12 protein-coding genes and 1 pseudogene are annotated in these 15512 nt (G+C 65.4%); 5 read left to right on the forward strand and 8 right to left on the reverse strand.

Translation table 11 applies throughout. From position 1 onward, the window contains the following. Positions 1–140 precede the first annotated feature (140 nt). Positions 141–1130 carry a LacI family DNA-binding transcriptional regulator gene (locus H7A86_RS12350; protein WP_104582121.1) on the reverse strand — a complete coding sequence of 330 codons (990 nt, stop codon included), beginning with the start codon at positions 1128–1130 and terminating at the stop codon, positions 141–143. 161 nt (positions 1131–1291) lie between these two features. On the opposite strand from H7A86_RS12350, the gene ptsP reads away from it, so the two are divergent. The 4 genes from ptsP to H7A86_RS12370 all read left to right on the forward strand — a co-directional run bounded on the left by ptsP (position 1292) and on the right by H7A86_RS12370 (position 8078). After that, positions 1292–3811 (forward strand): phosphoenolpyruvate--protein phosphotransferase, encoded by a 2520-nt coding sequence (ptsP, locus tag H7A86_RS12355; protein ID WP_119131390.1) that lies wholly within the window; start codon positions 1292–1294, stop codon positions 3809–3811. Beyond that, the gene (pfkB, locus tag H7A86_RS12360; RefSeq protein ID WP_119131389.1) at positions 3808–4764 is read left to right on the forward strand and encodes a 1-phosphofructokinase; all 957 of its coding nucleotides are present in this window, start codon (positions 3808–3810) and stop codon (positions 4762–4764) included. Before ptsP ends, pfkB begins: the two co-directional genes overlap by 4 nt. A gap of 113 nt (positions 4765–4877) precedes the next feature. After that, complete coding sequence (locus tag H7A86_RS12365; RefSeq protein ID WP_119131388.1) at positions 4878–6614, forward strand: PTS fructose transporter subunit IIC; 1737 nt, start codon at positions 4878–4880, stop codon at positions 6612–6614. A 186-nt stretch (positions 6615–6800) separates the two neighbouring features. After that, positions 6801–8078 (forward strand): carbohydrate porin, encoded by a 1278-nt coding sequence (locus H7A86_RS12370; protein ID WP_180707871.1) that lies wholly within the window; start codon positions 6801–6803, stop codon positions 8076–8078. Positions 8079–8407: 329 nt separating this feature from the next. On the opposite strand, the gene H7A86_RS12375 is transcribed toward H7A86_RS12370, so the two are convergent. From H7A86_RS12375 to H7A86_RS12395, 5 genes are all read right to left on the reverse strand, one after another. Then, on the reverse strand, positions 8408–8770 hold the full coding sequence (locus tag H7A86_RS12375) for a bleomycin resistance protein (RefSeq protein ID WP_104647929.1): 363 nt from the start codon (positions 8768–8770) through the stop codon (positions 8408–8410). Positions 8771–8868: 98 nt separating this feature from the next. Further along, entirely contained in the window at positions 8869–9576 is a 708-nt protein-coding gene (locus tag H7A86_RS12380) for a hypothetical protein (protein ID WP_147421320.1), read from the reverse strand. Between the two features lie 303 nt (positions 9577–9879). Beyond that, complete coding sequence (locus H7A86_RS12385) at positions 9880–10521, reverse strand: hypothetical protein (protein WP_127168948.1); 642 nt, start codon at positions 10519–10521, stop codon at positions 9880–9882. A 208-nt stretch (positions 10522–10729) separates the two neighbouring features. Then, positions 10730–11185: a hypothetical protein gene (locus H7A86_RS12390; RefSeq protein ID WP_119131387.1), complete on the reverse strand. Its 456-nt coding sequence runs from the start codon at positions 11183–11185 to the stop codon at positions 10730–10732. Positions 11186–11588: 403 nt separating this feature from the next. Then, complete coding sequence (locus H7A86_RS12395) at positions 11589–11849, reverse strand: hypothetical protein (RefSeq protein WP_104647933.1); 261 nt, start codon at positions 11847–11849, stop codon at positions 11589–11591. A gap of 40 nt (positions 11850–11889) precedes the next feature. On the opposite strand from H7A86_RS12395, the pseudogene H7A86_RS21065 reads away from it, so the two are divergent. Next, positions 11890–12228, forward strand: a pseudogene (locus H7A86_RS21065) (phage integrase N-terminal SAM-like domain-containing protein); the annotation flags it as partial. Between the two features lie 243 nt (positions 12229–12471). On the opposite strand, the gene secF reads toward H7A86_RS21065, so the two are convergent. Together secF and secD are read right to left on the reverse strand one after the other, a co-directional pair. Beyond that, complete coding sequence (gene secF / locus H7A86_RS12405) at positions 12472–13440, reverse strand: protein translocase subunit SecF (protein WP_119131385.1); 969 nt, start codon at positions 13438–13440, stop codon at positions 12472–12474. Positions 13441–13499: 59 nt separating this feature from the next. Next, positions 13500–15344, reverse strand: a complete 1845-nt coding sequence (gene secD / locus H7A86_RS12410; protein ID WP_180707872.1) for a protein translocase subunit SecD — start codon at positions 15342–15344, stop codon at positions 13500–13502. Between the last annotated feature and the right edge of the window lie 168 nt (positions 15345–15512).

Consider the following 15512-nt stretch of genomic DNA (forward strand, 5'->3'; position numbering starts at 1 on the left):
TACGGGTGACGGGGATTGGTGACATTCGTGCTCGGGCAAGGCCCGCACTACGCGATCCGCAACACCCGCCAGGCACTTGTAGGAGCGCCCCTGGGCGCGATGGGCTCTACCGGTAACGCCCGTCGCGCCCAGGTGCGCTCCTACGGTGGGGTGCGGGGGCCGGTGGAGCCGCGCACCACGCAGCGGCCGGTCATCACCATGCGGCGGATCGGCAGCTGCGGGTTGCCCAGGCGTTCCAGCAGCAGCGACATCGCTGCGCGGCCCATGTCCTCGACCGGCTGCTCGACCACGGTAATGCCGGGCTCGACCAGGTCGGTCCAGCGCTCGTTGTCGAAGCCGGCCAGGGCCAGGTCGTCGGGCAGGCGCAGACCCGCGGTGCGGGCGGCCTTGAGCGCGCCCATCAACAGCAGGCTGTTACTGGTGACAATGGCCTCGGGCCGGTCTGCACCGGCCAGCCATTGGCCGACTTCGGCAATCGCCGCTTCGGCGGTGGGCGCCACTTCGCGGTAGGCCGGCGTCAGCCCGGGCGCGCGCATCGCGGCCAGATAGCCGTTGCGGCGCTCGGTCGCGGTGGTACTGGTGCCGAACAACCCGCCGATGCGCCGATACCCCTGCGCCTGCAGATGCGCGACCAGCTCGCCCATGGCCGCGGCGTTGTCCAGCACCACGCTGTCGTAGCGGCTGCCGGGGCCGGCGCGGTCCACCAGCACGGTCGGGTAGTCCAGCACCAGCTCGTGCATGCGCCCGACCGTGCTGCGGGTTGGCGCGAAGATCAGCCCGGTGATGCGTTCTTCCTGCATCAATTGCAGGTACAGCGCCTCGCGCTCGGGGTCTTCGTCGGTATTGCACAGGGTCACGCGCATGCCGGCACGGTAGGCCACCTCTTCCACCGCGCGGATCAGCGCGGTGAAGTACGGGTTGCGGATGTCGGCGACGATCACCCCCAGGATGCCGGACTGCTGGGAGCGCAGGCGCCGCGCCATCAGGTTGGGCCGGTAGCCGGTCTGGCGCACCGCCGCCTCGACCTTGGCCCGTACCTCCTCGCTGACCGGGCCAGTGCCCAGCGCGCGCGAGACCGTCGATTTGGAAACCCCGGCCACGCGGGCCACGTCGTTGATGCTGATACTCACTGGGACCGTTCCCGCTCCATTTGCGCACCTGCAGCCAGGTGCGGTGCCTGATCCGATGCTAACCCGAAAGCACTACGCCGTTTTTGTGCAGCGCACATTGACCTGGAACGTGGGAACGTTCCCACTATACTGCCCAGCCCGTTCCCATCCCGGAGTCCGTCTTGTCCTCTCCGTCGCCAGCCGCCCCCGTCACCCCCGAACTCGTGCGTCTGCGTGCGCATGCCCGCGACAAGGACGACGCCATCGCACAGGCTGCCCAGTTGCTGGTCGCCGCCGGCTGCGTGGCGCCGGGCTATGACGCCAGCATGCGGCGCCGCGAAGGCCTGGCGAACACCTTTCTGGGCCACGGCCTGGCGATCCCGCACGGCGTTGGCGAAGACCGCCACCTGGTGCGCCGCGACGGCATCGCGGTGCTGCAGTTGCCCGAGGGCGTGGAGTGGAACCCGGGCCAGACCACCCGGCTGGTGGTCGGCATCGCCGCCCAGTCCGACACCCACATCACCTTGCTGCGCCGGCTGACCCGCCTGATCCAGGACCCGGCCCAGCTGGAAGCACTGTTCACCACCGACGACCCCGGCGTGATCGTGGCCGCCCTGACCGGCGACCGTGCGCCCGACACCAGCGCCGCACCGGCCACCGACCTGGCCGAAAAATTTGACTGGACCATCGCCTACCCCAGCGGCCTGCACGCGCGCCCGGCCACCCGCTGGGCCGAGACCGCACGCGGCTTCTCGGCGCGCGCCCAGGTACGCGCCGGCGACCAGGCCGCCGATGCCAAGAGCCTGGTCGGGCTGCTGCAGCTCGGCCTGCGTGCCGGCGACAGCATCACCGTCTCGGCCGAAGGCCCCGATGCCGCCGCGCTGCTCAAGCGCCTGCGCGCGGTGATGGACAGCCTGACCGCGCAGGAAAAGGCCGATGCCGAACGCGCCGCGCAACGCCGCGCCGCCCCGGTGGTCGGCTGGACGCCGCCGCAGGCGCAGCCGGCCATCGTCGGCATCGGCGCCAGCCCGGGCGTGGCGATCGGCATCGTGCACCGGCTGCGTGCGGCGCAGACCGAAGTGGCCGATCAACCGGTCGGCCTGGGTGATGGCGGCGCGCTGCTGCACGACGCGCTGACCCGCACCCGCCAGCAGCTGGCGGCGATCCAGGACGACACCCAGCGCCGGCTCGGCGCTTCGGACGCGGCGATCTTCAAGGCCCAGGCCGAACTGCTCAACGACACCGACCTGATCACCCGCACCTGCCAGCTGATGGTCGAAGGCCACGGCGTGGCGTGGTCGTGGCATCAGGCGGTGGAACAGATCGCCTCGGGCCTGGCCGCGCTGGGCAACCCGGTGCTGGCCGGCCGCGCGGCCGACCTGCGCGATGTCGGCCGCCGCGTGCTGGCCCAGCTCGACCCGGCCGCCGCCGGCGCCGGCCTGACCGACCTGCCGGAGCAGCCCTGCATCCTGCTCGCCGGCGATCTGTCGCCGTCGGACACCGCCAACCTGGACACCAAGCGCGTGCTCGGCCTGGCCACCGCGCAAGGCGGGCCGACCTCGCATACCGCGATCCTGTCGCGCACGCTGGGCCTGCCGGCGCTGGTCGCGGCCGGCGGCCAGTTGCTGGACATCGAAGACGGGGTCTCAGCCATCATCGACGGCAGCAGCGGGCGGCTGTACATCAACCCGTCCGCACTCGACCTGGATGCGGCGCGCACGCATATCGCCGAGCAACAGGCCATCCGCGAGCGCGAGGCCGCGCAGCGCGCATTGCCCGCCGAAACCACCGACGGCCACCACATCGACATCGGTGCCAACGTCAACCTGCCCGACCAAGTCGCGATGGCGCTGACCCAGGGCGCCGAAGGCGTCGGCCTGATGCGCACCGAATTCCTGTTCCTGGAAAGCGGCACCACGCCCAGCGAAGACGAGCAGTACCAGACCTACCTGGCGATGGCGCAGGCGCTGGATGGCCGCCCGCTGATCGTGCGTGCGCTGGACATCGGCGGCGACAAGCAGGTGGCGCATCTGGAGCTGCCGCACGAGGAAAACCCGTTCCTGGGGGTGCGCGGCGCGCGCCTGCTGCTGCGCCGCCCCGACCTGCTCGAACCGCAGCTGCGGGCGCTGTACCGCGCCGCCAAGGACGGGGCGCGGCTGTCGATCATGTTCCCGATGATCACCTCGGTGCCGGAGCTGATCAGCCTGCGCGCGATCTGCGCGCGCCTCCGCGCCGAACTCGACGCGCCGGAGGTGCCGATCGGCATCATGATCGAAGTGCCCGCCGCCGCCGCGCAGGCCGACGTGCTGGCACGGCATGCAGACTTCTTCTCGATCGGCACCAACGACCTGACCCAGTACGTGCTGGCGATCGACCGCCAGAACCCGGAACTGGCCGCCGAAGCCGACAGCCTGCATCCGGCGGTGCTGCGCATGATCCGCAGCACGATCGAGGGCGCGCGCAAACACGACCGCTGGGTCGGCGTGTGCGGCGGCCTGGCCGGTGATCCGTTCGGCGCCAGCCTACTGGCCGGCCTGGGCGTGCAGGAGTTGTCGATGACGCCCAACGACATCCCGGCGGTCAAGGCCCGCCTGCGCGGCACCGCATTGAGCGCGCTGCAGCAGTTGGCCGAGCAGGCATTGAACTGTGAGACCGCAGAGCAGGTGCGCGCGCTCGAAGCAACGCGCGAGGGCCAGGCATGAACCTGCACGCCATCACGGTCACGCTGAACCCGGCGATCGACCAGACCATCCAGCTGGACAGCCTGCAGCCGGGCGCGGTGCATCGCGCCAGCAGCGTGCGCAACGATGCCGGCGGCAAGGGCATCAACGTGGCCGCGTGCCTGGCCGACTGGGGCAGCCAGGTCGCCGCACTCGGCGTGCTCGGGGTCGGCAATGCCGGCGTGTTCGAGGCGCTGTTCCGCGAGCGCGGCATCACCGATCACTGCCAGCGCGTGGCCGGTGAGACCCGCACCAACCTCAAACTGGTCGAGGCGCGCAGCAACGACACCACCGACATCAACCTGCCCGGCCTGCGCCTGGGCCAGCCGCACCTGCAGGGCGTGGCCGACCACCTCGCCCCGCTGCTGCGGCCCGGCCTGCCGGTGGTGCTGTCGGGCAGCCTGCCGGCCGGCCTGCCCGACGACAGCTGGGCGCAGCTGCAGGCGCAGGCCAGCGCCGCCGGTGCGCGCGTGCTGCTGGACACCAGTGGCGCGCCGCTGGTGGCCGCGCTCGGCGCCGCACGCCAGGCGCTGCCCTACGCAGTCAAGCCGAACCGGCACGAACTGGAAGCCTGGACCGGCCGCCCGCTAACCGACCGCGCCGCCCTCAGCGCCGCCGCGCATGAACTGATCGCCCGCGGCATCCAGCTGGTGGTCATTTCGATGGGCACCGAGGGCGCCCTGTTCGTGCAGCGCGACCAGCGCCTGATCGCGCGTCCGCCGCGCCTGGCGCAGGGCAGCAGCGTGGGCGCCGGTGACGCGATGGTGGCCGGCCTGGCCGCCGCGCTGCTCGACGACTCCACCGACCTGGAACAGTGCGCCCGTCTGGCGACGGCGTTCTCGGTCAGCCGGCTGGAAAGCGGCGATGCGCGCCGGCTGAACCCGCAGCAGGTACGCAAGCTCACCGGCGAGGTCGTCATCGACCAGCTCTCCTAGCAAGGCCGGCGGCGCGCCCGGTGGGAGCACCACCGCAACGCGCCCGGGTCTTGCGCAAGACACCACGTATCCCGTCGGCGCTCGCTGGCGACCGAACAACGCAGGAGATTTGCATGTCCTCTTCCATCGTGGTCATCGCCGCTGGCGACCGCAGCACCGAAGCCGTCCTGGCGGCCGAAGCGCTGCGCCGCGCGGCCACTGCCGCCGGGCGCAGCGTGACGATCGAGATCCGCAGCGACCAGGGTGTGCTCGGCGCATTGCCGGGTGACCTGGCCAGCGCCGCCACCCAGGTGCTGGTGATCGGCGACGCCGATGCCGACACCGCCCGCTTCGGCGATGCGCAGCTGCTGCGCCTGAGCCTGGGCGCGGTACTCGACGACCCGACCGCCGCAGTGCACCAGCTCGCCGCACCGGCCGCCGCGAATGCATCGGCTGCCGCAGCAAGCGCAGGTGCCGGCAGCAAGCGCATCGTCGCGATCACCTCCTGCCCCACCGGCATCGCGCACACCTTCATGGCCGCCGAGGGCCTGCAGCAGGCAGCCAAGAAGCTCGGCTACCAGATCCGCGTGGAAACACAGGGCTCGGTGGGCGCGCAGGACGCACTGACCGACGATGAAATCCGCAATGCCGACCTGGTGCTGATCGCCGCCGATCGCGAGGTCGACCTGGCACGCTTCGGCGGCAAGCGCCTGTTCAAGAGCGGCACCAAGCCGGCGATCAACGATGGCCCGGCCTTGATCCAGAAAGCGCTGGCCGAAGCCGGCGTGCACGGCGGCGCGGCGCCGGTCGCAGGCGCCGCCAGGGCCGAAAACACCGGCAACGGCCGCACCGGCGCCTACAAGCACCTGATGACCGGCGTGTCGTTCATGCTGCCCTTCGTCACCGCCGGCGGCCTGCTGATCGCCTTGGCATTCGCGCTCGGCGGCATCTATGCCGGCGACGATGCGCACCAGGGCACGCTGGCCTGGTCGCTGTTCCAGATCGGCGCCAAGGCCGGCTTCACCCTGATGGTGCCCGCGCTGGCCGGCTATATCGCCTACTCCATCGCCGACCGCCCCGGCATCGCGCCGGGCATGATCGGCGGCCTGGTCGCCGCCAACCTCAATGCCGGCTTCCTTGGCGGCATCATCGCCGGCTTCATCGCCGGCTATGGCGTGGCCGCGCTCAACCGCTACATCCGCCTGCCGCGCAACCTGGAAGGACTCAAGCCGGTGCTGATCCTGCCGGTGCTGGGCACGCTGCTGGTCGGCCTGGCGATGATGTACGTGTTCGGCCAACCGGTGGCCGACCTGCTGGCCTGGCTCACCGCCTGGCTGCGCGGCATGCAGGGCAGCAGCGCGCTGCTGCTGGGTCTGTTGCTTGGCGGCATGATGGCCTTCGACATGGGCGGGCCGGTCAACAAGGCCGCCTACGCTTTTTCGACTGGCCTGATCGCCAGCCAGGTCTATACCCCGATGGCCGCCGCCATGGTCGCCGGCATGACCCCGCCGCTGGGCATCGCGCTGGCCACCTGGGTGTTCCGCAACCGCTTCACCGTGGAAGAGCGCGGCTCGGCCACCGCCGCCGGCGTGCTCGGGCTGGCCTTCGTCACCGAAGGTGCCATCCCGTATGCCGCGCGCGACCCGCTGCGCACCATCCCGGCGCTGGTGATCGGCTCGGCCGTGGCCGGCGCGATCTCGATGACCGCCGGTGCCGAGTTGAAGGCACCGCATGGCGGCATCTTCGTGCTGCTGATCCCCAACGCGGTGACCCACCTGCTCAATTACGTGCTGGCCCTGGTGGTCGGCGTGGTGGTCACCGCGGTGGCGCTGCGCCTGCTCAAGAAGCCGGTGGCCGACGTGGTCGCCTGACGGTCGGCCACCTCGCCATTGCCGCGTGGCGCCCGCGCATGCGCTACGCCTGATCGCCGCCCCACTCCACCCCTGACTGGTTTCACCGCTGCGCTGCGCACCTTCGTGCGCGGCCGGCGGCTTGCCCATCCCCTAGCTGTCGCGTTCGCCACCTCGGCCACGCCTTCCTTCGTTCGGAGTCCTGCCATGACCGTCCTCGCCCCCCGCCATGCCCGTCCCCGCCTGCTGTGCCTGTCGCTGGCACTGGCGCTGACCCCGCTCGCCCACGCGCAGGATGCCGCCGATGCTTTCAAGCTCAAGCTGGGTTACACCGGCGAAGCCGCCTCGATGATCGATGGCGGCCGCAAGAACGGCGACGCCTATGCCGGCCAGCTGATGGTCGGCACCGACGTCGACATGGACCGCCTGTTCGGCTGGGGCGGCGCCGCCGTCAAGCTGTACGTCACCAACCGCCACGGCACCAACCTGGCCAACAGCAGCATCGGCAACAGCACCTCGGTGCAGGAGATCTACGGCGGCCAGGGCACGCGGCTGGCCAACTTCACCCTGCTGCAGAAACTGTTCGACGATCGCCTGGAACTGGAGGCCGGCCGCAGCGTGGCCAACATCCATTTCCTCGGCTCGGACCTGTGCCAGTACTTCCAGGGCAACTCGGCCTGCGGCAACCCCACCTTCGTGTTCCGCACCAGCAACTTCACCTACTGGCCGGTGTCCAGCTGGGCCGCGCATGCCACCGCCTGGGTCACGCCCAAGGTCTACGTGCATGTGGGCGCCTACGAGGTGAACCCGGTGCAGGCCCAGGACGGCCAGCACGGCCTGAAGTGGAGCACCGACGACACCACCGGCGTGGTGGTGCCTTACGCCATCGGCTACAAGAACAAGGGCGGCGACGGCAGCATGGCCGCTATGTACGAACTGGGCGGCTGGCAGGACAACTCCGACTACACCGACCCGCTACGCGACCGCAACGGCAACCCGGCCGTGCTCAGTGGCCTGGGCTACGAGAACAAGCAGGGCCGCTCGGGCATGTTCGCCCGCTTCGAACAACAGGTCACCAACCCGGATCCGTCCGGCGCCCGCGGCCTGACCGTGTTCGGCGCCATCCTCAAGAGCACCGGCGGCCAGGCGATCGAGGACCACTTCGTGCAACTGGGCCTGGTGCAGAAAGGCACCTTCGCCAGTCGCCCGCAGGACAACATTGCGTTTGTGATCACCCAGCAGAAGTACAGCGATGAGGCGATCGAAAACCTGCGCCTGGCCCGCGCCTCGGCCGGCGGCACCGGCACCCCGGCCGACAACCAGATCATGATGGAGCTGAGCTACGGCATCCAGGTCACCAAGCGCCTGCGCATTGCCCCGAACCTGCACTACGTGATCAACCCCGACCAGTTCAACGAACCCACCCGCACCAACGATCTGAAGAACGCGTTGATTGCGGGCATGCGGATCGACTGGAATTTGTGACCGGTAGAGAAGCAGCGCGCGTTGCGCGCATGCTTGGCGGGCACCACTGCCTGAAGTGAGTGGCGGGTGCGTTGCATCTGACTGCAGTGCAACGCATGGCGTCGACTCGTTTGGCCTGCGCATTTTCCGGATATGGCCAGCGAGTTTGATGAGCCACGTCGGTGCGCAATCGCACGTAGTGAGGCGTTATCGGCCCACCTGGTCGCGCGCAAGCCAGTCGCTGGACACGCAAGATCACGCGACGACGGATGCCGAAGCTGTAATGACCCACCACTGCCTAACGCCTGAATTAAGCCGTGCCGTGAAGCGGCGTCGGCTTGAATGCGTTGTTAGGTGGTGAGCTCAGTGAAGAAGGTGAGCCTGTTGCCGTCTGGATCAGCTACTAAGATTTCGCGAGTTTTCCATGCGGTGTTGCGCGGCGAGCCAGATTGAACAAGTCCCGCTGCTTGGAACGTCTGATGGCACTCGTCTACATCTGGAACAGCAAAGTAGACGGCGCCACCGACCTGACAGTCGTCTGCGTGCTCTGTTAGGAAAATCGATTGGTCCCCGCGAGTAAGCTGTGCAAAGACCGGAAAATCTGGCTCGTGCCGATGCTCCCAATCGACAGTGAATCCAAGGCCCTGAACGTAGAACGGGAAACTGGCGGAAGCGCTGGTTACCCGAAGGACGGGGGTCACTGTCTGAGTCACGATGATCTCTCCTTGCTGCCTAACGCCTGAGTTAAGCCGTGCCGCGAAGCGGCATCGGCTTGAACGAATTGTTAGCCAGCACTCTCTTCATTTGGACCCTAGCCAATGACGTTCAAAAGCATTCTCCCAAGTGGAGTTGTGCTGGGCGAGTGGTACGCGAAATTTTTAGTGAATGCGTCGATCTCGGGCTGCTTATTGCGATCTAGCCTAAGATTTCGTTGAAGCAATCCAAGGCTTTCCAGGTGTGATTTGTAGCTCTCTTGGAGAGTGTGCCGGTCTTGTTCGACTTGGGGTGCGCCGATGTAGGCCCTAGCCGGCTGCAAGACTGATTCGTGGGTCTTCCAGAAATCATCTGGAGCGCCGATATATGACCCAATGAATGAACGAAGCCAGATTATTTCAACGTCGTTAATCTCACCGAGAATTCGAAGAAGATGACGAGAGTCGTTTTGGCTTTCTTCCTCTTCCGTAAGGCTGTGTGCAACTAGAGAGGCTAGGTACTCTCTTCGCTCATCGCTTGTCGAGCGTGCCGCCTGTCGCATTGCTTCTTCTGTGAGTTCTGCAAATTTTTCGTCAGAGAAACGACGATGAATAAAATTCTCTTCCAACTGGTTGATTCGCCTATCCAACGCGGCGGCAAATTTTGAGATTCTTTCAATTCTTTGATTAGGAATGACTGTGCCGGCTAGTTCAACCAGCAGCGATCCAGCAAATGGGACTGCGCCAAGAATCGACTTTGCGCCAGCTGCTACGTAGTCGATTGCTTTGTTCTTGATTTCGGAAGGACTGGAAGAGTCGTCTGTCATGTGCTGGCTAACGCTGGAAATAAGCCGCGTGCCGCAGGCATGTCGGCTTGATTGACTGGTTAGGCCGAGACGGCCCAACGAAGATAGCCGGCAGGGCTTGCGAGCCAGCAGGCTGATTGTCTTGTGCTGCGTCCGATGCAGAGCTTGCCACGTTGACCGTCCGATGAGGTGACCTGCCAAGTGTCAGCTGGCGGATTGGTTAGTGCAAGCGGCGGCGCCATGCCGAAGAAGAAGCCACACGCCTAACGTTTGACATGAGAAGCTCGCTCCGGCTTGCTGGGGCGGGTCCTCTCGATGGAGGGGTTAGGCATCTGCGGGGCGCGGCGGGAGCGACTTGTTGAGTAGCTCCATGTGCGGTAGCGCCTGCGCAAGGAGCTCAGCCCACTTCTTGTGGGCTTCAAACGCAGACTTGAAGTCGGGTGGATGAGTATCTGAGACTAGCGAGAAGAAGGAGCCACCAGCCATCGTGGCTACCTTCGTGCCAGGCGGAAGCTTAGACGTCCGCGCTCTCATGTCTTCTGAAACAACAGATTGAATTGCGGCGCCGCAGCGATCCTTTAGCGCTTTTGTAGTGCGTAGTACCTCTGCGTAGACCTTGGTACAGAAGTCGTCTACTTCGGTGGGCGTAGGAATCTGGCCTTTGTGAATCACGGCATTGCGAAACTCAACTATCTTCTTGCTCGGCGCGTAGGCTGTGCCAAGGACAAGGCGATGCATCGTGAGAAAGGCACCCAGCTGACGTTCGGACTGGCGAGACATCTCTGAAAATACCGCTTCTATGTCTGATGCTGGCAGCCCTTGATGGATAAGCATCGTCCGCGTGCAGAACTCAAAGAATCGCTCTAGAGCTGCAGAGAAGCTCGCGGCTGCTTCCAGCGTGAAACCTGCCGCCAGCGCGGCAGCACCAGACTCAAGCAACACCTCAAACTTGAGGCTCTGAAGCATCAGCATGGAATCGTGCCCACGCGAGCATCTGATGGGCGCTAGCCTGTCCTCGTAGTAGGGCGCAAAGATTGGCTCGAAACTGGGATGTCCGAGTTCTTGCTGGCATGAAATGCAGGATGCGAAGACTCGCATGGGGGGCTTCCAGATGCCTAACGCCTGAATTAAGCCGAGCCGCGAAGCGGCATCGGCTTGAATGAATTGTTAGGGCTCACCCGCGCACGACGTCCCACTCTGTCTTAAGGACAACTTGGGCGTTCTTGCGGAGTGTGACCAAAATTGCGCTCGTATCATCGATCGCCATGTAAGCATCAAATGCAGATTGGATGAGGCCGGCGAGAGCCATATGTAGGTCTTCTCGCGGATTGAGCAATAGGAAGAGCTTTTCTCTGAGACGAATTGCTTCTTTGACCCGAGCGAGATCCTCCAGCTCTTTGCGCTCTTTGTCCGGCTCGGGGTCCTGTGCTGATGGTGCGCCGTACCACCTATTGATGCTTAAGTGGGCGCTGTAGTTGCTCAGGGTATCGCGCAGATCGTTTATCCAAGCTTGGCGCATTGGCCCGATCATCTGGTTCTTGCTCGTACGAGCAGCAAGAAATGGAGAAGCCACCACCGCGACCAAGGCGGTTGTAGCAGCGATGATGGACGCGATGACCTCGGCTTGCATGAGTGAGCCCTAACGCTTGAATTAAGCCGAGTTGCGAAGCAACTTCGGCTTGAATGAGTTGTTAGGCAGTGAGTGGCCGCGAAGGTTGGATGGTGCAACCCTGCTCCCCAGCACTGCCGCCTGGGCCGAATGTGCCACAGCTTGCGGGATGGAGCTTGACCAGCGGTGCCCCGGCGCGTGATGTCCCCGAAGCCAAATGCAACGGGCGCAGCGCGGGAATGACGCGCCAGGGCAAAGCGCCGAACCTACCGCTACCAGAAACCGTGATGACTGCTGCCCGGAGCCGACGGTGTGCATGCCAGCGGACTGACCGAAGCCGGACTCATCGATTGATCTGCTCCACCGCCGCCTAACGCCAGAGTTAAGCCGACGCTGCGAAGCAGCGGTCGGCTTGAACGAACTGTTAGGCCTCATCCGACAAGTGAAGTGAGTCCCTGATACAAAGCCATTCTTCCCACGCTAGATCCGCGTCTATGTCGTCGTAGCCGCGTGCTTTGACCATTGCCTCATAAGCTGATTTAGGAAGAGCGATGCAGGTCGAGTTATCACGTGCCTCAATCACCTCAGCTTTTGTGAGTGCGGAGCCCTTTTCCTGCTCCAGGCGAAGGAGAACAGCTACTAGTGCCGGGACTGGTGTGATGATTAGCTCTTCTTCGTCACTCATGTCGCCACCCTTGAGGCCTAACTGCTATTGGACCGCCGAAATGCGGTGTTGCGCTGAGTATCTTCGATCGCTGGCGCTTTGTGAATTGGGGAATCCTAGCCGGGTCACGGGATTACACGATGGCAAGCGGCCGCGACCATGCGGATGCTTGCGGTGTTATCCAGCAAGGAGGCAGGCGTATGAGATACACCCCAAAAACATTCGCGTAACAGCACTTCCACCGCTCTGGCTACTCAATCGGCTGCGCGACCGCCTGCGGATTCGGCACTACAGCCTGCGCAGCGAGCAGGCTTATCCGAGCCGGATACCGCGCTTCATCCTGACCAGCAGCAAGCGCCATCCGGCGCAGATGGGCCAGGCGGAGGTCGAGGCGTTCCTCACCCGCTTGGCGACCGATGCGCAGGTGACTGCGGGCACACAGAATCAGGCGTTTGGCGGCGCTGTTGTTTCTCTACTGCACGCACTGCGTATCGATGAGCATCACGTGCCCGACGAAATTCCTAGTTTTCACGATCTTGAGTCGTGGCGTCACACCGCACAACCTTGCAGTCACGGCGTCTACCGCCGGAAACGAAAAAACCGCGCAGTGCGCGGTTTTTTCGTCACACCTTTTGCCAACAGATCAAGGACGACGCGCCAGCGCCTCCACGTCCTTGGCCTTGGGCAGCAGATCCTGCTTGGTCACCGCAAACGGCCCGATGCTCAGCATCGGCACCGCTACGATCACCGAGGAGATCACCACGATCACCGCGCCAATCATGTGCGTTTCGGCCAGGCCTTCCATCGACTCGCCGCCGTAGATGTACAGCGCCAGCGCCGACAGGAAGAACATCACCGCGGTGATCACCGTGCGCGAGAGCGTCTGGTTGATCGAGCGGTTCAGCACTTCCAGCGGCTCCACCCGCAGCGCACGGAAGTTTTCGCGCACGCGGTCGAACACCACGATGATGTCGTTGATGGCAAAGCCCATCACCGACAACAGGCCGGCCAGCACGGTCAGGTCGAACTCGCGGCCGGTCAGCGATACGAAGGCCACGGTGACCAGCAGGTCGAACAAGGCGGTCAGGCTGGCGACCACCGCGAACTTCCACTCGAAGCGGAAGGCGATGTAGATCAGAAAGCCCACCAGCATGAACACCGTGGCGTACACGCCGTTCAAGGCCAGGTCCTTGCCGACCTGCGGGCCGACGAATTCGCCCGGCTGCACGGTGGCGGGGTTCTGCGCGGTGCTGACTGCCTTGCGCACTTCTTCGGCCACGCTGCTGGCGGCATCGTCGCGGTTGTTGTGCTGCTCGCGCGCCTGCAGGCGGATCATCACTTCGTTGCCGCCACGTGCGTTCTGCACCTGGGCGTTCTCGAAGCCGGCCTTGGCCAGCTGCTCGCGCACCTGGTCCACGTCCACGGTTTTCTGGAACGAGGTCTGCACCAGCGTGCCGCCGGTGAATTCCAGCGCGTAGTTGAAGCCCTTGCCGACGATGACGCCGACCGAGGCCACCGCGATCACCAGCATCAGGATCAGCACCGGCTTGCGCAGGCGCATGAAGTCGATCCTGGTGTCGTTCGGGATCAGATGAAGCGGAAAAATTTTCATTGAAAGATCTTCCTAAAAAGTCCGCACATGGATGTGCGGGCTCTTGCGAGGGACTCGCATTAAATAGCGACGGTCTTCAGCTTCTTGCGACGGCCATAGATCAGCACCGCCAGCGCACGCGACACGGTGATCGCGGTGAACATCGAGGCGAAGATACCGATCATCATGGTCAGCGCGAAGCCCTTCAACGGGCCGGTGCCGAACGCGTACAAGGCCACCGCCACGATCAGGCCGGTGAGGTTGGCGTCCAGGATGGTGCCGCCGGCCTTTTCGTAACCGGCGGCAATCGCCGATTTGGCCGGCACGCCCAGGCGCAGCTCTTCGCGGATACGCTCGTTGATCAGCACGTTGGCGTCCACCGACAGGCCCACCGACAGCGCCAGACCGGCAAAGCCCGGCAGCGTCATGGTGGCACCGAACAAGGACATCACCGCCACCACGATCAGCAGGTTGAACAGCAGCGCCACCGAGGTGATCGCGCCGAACACGCGGTAGTAGACGGTGAAGAACACCAGCGTGAACAGGAACGAGTAGATCACTGCGGTGACGCCGCGCTCCACGTTCTCCGCGCCCAGGCTCGGGCCGATCACGTATTCCTCGACGAAATCCATCGGCGCGGCCAGCGAGCCGGATTTCAGCAGCTTGGCCAGGTTTTCGGCCTCGGTCTTCTCCAGACCGGTGGTCTGGAAGTTCTTGCCGAACACACCCGCAATGCGGGTCGGCGACAAGGCTTCTTCCTTGACCCGAACGCTGCGCACTTCCTTGCCGTCGACCATGGTCACGGTGGGGATGCGCTCGATGTAGACCACCGACATCAGCTTGCCGACGTTGGCGCTGGTGTAGTCGAGCATGCGCTGGCCGGCGACGTTGTTGAGCGTCACCGCCACCGCCGGCATGCCGTTCTGGTCGGTGCTGACGCTGGCGCTGACCATCTGGTCGCCGGTCACCAGCGCGCGCTTGTTCAGCAGCACCGGCGCGCCGGTATCGCGCACGCGGTAGACCTTGGCTTCCGGCGGGATGCTGCCGCTGCGCACGGCGTCTTCGGCATTGCCTTCGACCACCGCGCGGAATTCCAGCGAGGCGGTGGCACCGATCAGGCGCTTGGCCTCGGCGGTGTCCTGCAGGCCGGGCAGTTCGACCACGATGCGGTCCTCGCCCTGGCGCTGGATGGTCGGTTCGGACACGCCCAGCGCGTTGACACGGTTGCGCAAGGTGGTGAGGTTCTGCTCGATCGCGCCGCTGGCGATCTGCTTGAGCTCGGCCTCGGGCACCTTCACCGAGATGTTCTGGCCGCTGACGTCGTAGGTCAGCGTCGGCTGCGACTTGGCCAGCGCGGTGCGCGCGGCGTCGACGCTGGCGCCTTCGCTCAGGCTGACCTGGATGCTGTTGTCGCCGCGACGCTCGACCGAGCGATAGGCGATACGGCCATCGCGCAGCGTGGTGCGGATGTCTTCGGCAAAGCCGTCCAGGCGCTTTTCCAGCGCGGCCTTCTGGTCCACCTGCATGGCGAAATGCACGCCGCCGACCAGGTCCAGGCCCAGCACCATCGGCCGGCCGCCCAGCTTGGCCAGCCAGTCCGGCACGGTCGAGGCCAGATTCAGCGCCACCGTGTAGTTCTCGCCCAGTTGCTGGCGCAGCACGTCGTTGGCGCGGGTCTGTGCCTGCAGGTTGGGCAGGCGCACCATCAGGCTGTCGCCCTCCTTGGTGACGGCCTTCGGCGTGATGCCGGCGGCCTTGAGGTCGGCGTCGATGCGGCTGCGCAAGGCGTCGTCGAGCTGGGCACCGCGGCTGGCGGTGATCTGCACGGACGGGTCCTTCTGGTAGATGTTGGGCAGCGCGTACAACGCACTGACCGCCAGCACCAGCAGGATCAGGAAATACTTCCAGCGAGGAAATTCGAGCATTGCGACAGTCCCGCGCGACACCATCCCGGCGACGCGCCTAGCAGTGAAAACGACTTCCAGCGGCCAACACAACGTTGCCGGCGGTCGTCAGGTGGATGCGGCGGTGCGCGGAGCGGTGCGGTGCGCGCCGGTTCGCGGCACCGACTGCGCCCACCTGACAGTGGGCGC

It is taken from the genome of Xanthomonas euroxanthea, assembly GCF_903989455.1.
Taxonomy (GTDB): Bacteria; Pseudomonadota; Gammaproteobacteria; order Xanthomonadales; family Xanthomonadaceae; genus Xanthomonas; species Xanthomonas euroxanthea.

Excerpts from the sequence above, each read along its gene's own strand:
- pfkB (WP_119131389.1), top strand. The coding sequence starts at position 3,808 with ATGAACCTGCACGCCATCACGGTCACGCTGAACCCGGCGATCGACCAG.
- H7A86_RS12365 (WP_119131388.1), top strand. The coding sequence starts at position 4,878 with ATGTCCTCTTCCATCGTGGTCATCGCCGCTGGCGACCGCAGCACCGAA.
- H7A86_RS12370 (WP_180707871.1), top strand. The coding sequence starts at position 6,801 with ATGACCGTCCTCGCCCCCCGCCATGCCCGTCCCCGCCTGCTGTGCCTG.
- H7A86_RS12380 (WP_147421320.1), bottom strand. The coding sequence starts at position 9,576 with ATGACAGACGACTCTTCCAGTCCTTCCGAAATCAAGAACAAAGCAATC.
- H7A86_RS12385 (WP_127168948.1), bottom strand. The coding sequence starts at position 10,521 with ATGCTTCAGAGCCTCAAGTTTGAGGTGTTGCTTGAGTCTGGTGCTGCC.
- H7A86_RS12390 (WP_119131387.1), bottom strand. The coding sequence starts at position 11,185 with ATGCAAGCCGAGGTCATCGCGTCCATCATCGCTGCTACAACCGCCTTG.
- H7A86_RS12395 (WP_104647933.1), bottom strand. The coding sequence starts at position 11,849 with ATGAGTGACGAAGAAGAGCTAATCATCACACCAGTCCCGGCACTAGTA.
- secF (WP_119131385.1), bottom strand. The coding sequence starts at position 13,440 with ATGAAAATTTTTCCGCTTCATCTGATCCCGAACGACACCAGGATCGAC.
- secD (WP_180707872.1), bottom strand. The coding sequence starts at position 15,344 with ATGCTCGAATTTCCTCGCTGGAAGTATTTCCTGATCCTGCTGGTGCTG.